Source organism: Bartonella sp. MR168JLCBS, from assembly GCF_042194175.1.
The window spans coordinates 1-248 of sequence record NZ_JBHIMP010000582.1; the positions used below are offsets into that span (position 1 = coordinate 1).

Consider the following 248-nt stretch of genomic DNA (forward strand, 5'->3'; position numbering starts at 1 on the left):
CATTCACCATGCCGAGAATATGCGAAGCCACAGAACCACCTGGATAAAACCGGCGAATTTCAGGACGAAAACCAATCCCTGGGATACCAAGAGCCATAATTTGGGCCTTTTGTGTTGGCGTTAACCCACGCTGAATCCAAGAAAAACCAGACTTTCTTTTTAGGCGTTTATAAGTTTCATGCCAATTAAGATCAGACAAAACTGTTGAGAGCAATTCAATTGTTTCATCTACATCAATAACACGTCGT

1 pseudogene is annotated in these 248 nt (G+C 41.9%); it reads right to left on the bottom strand.

The features are described 5' to 3' along the window. A pseudogene (locus tag ACFIK8_RS12820) lies at positions 1-248 on the bottom strand (penicillin-binding protein 2); the annotation flags it as partial.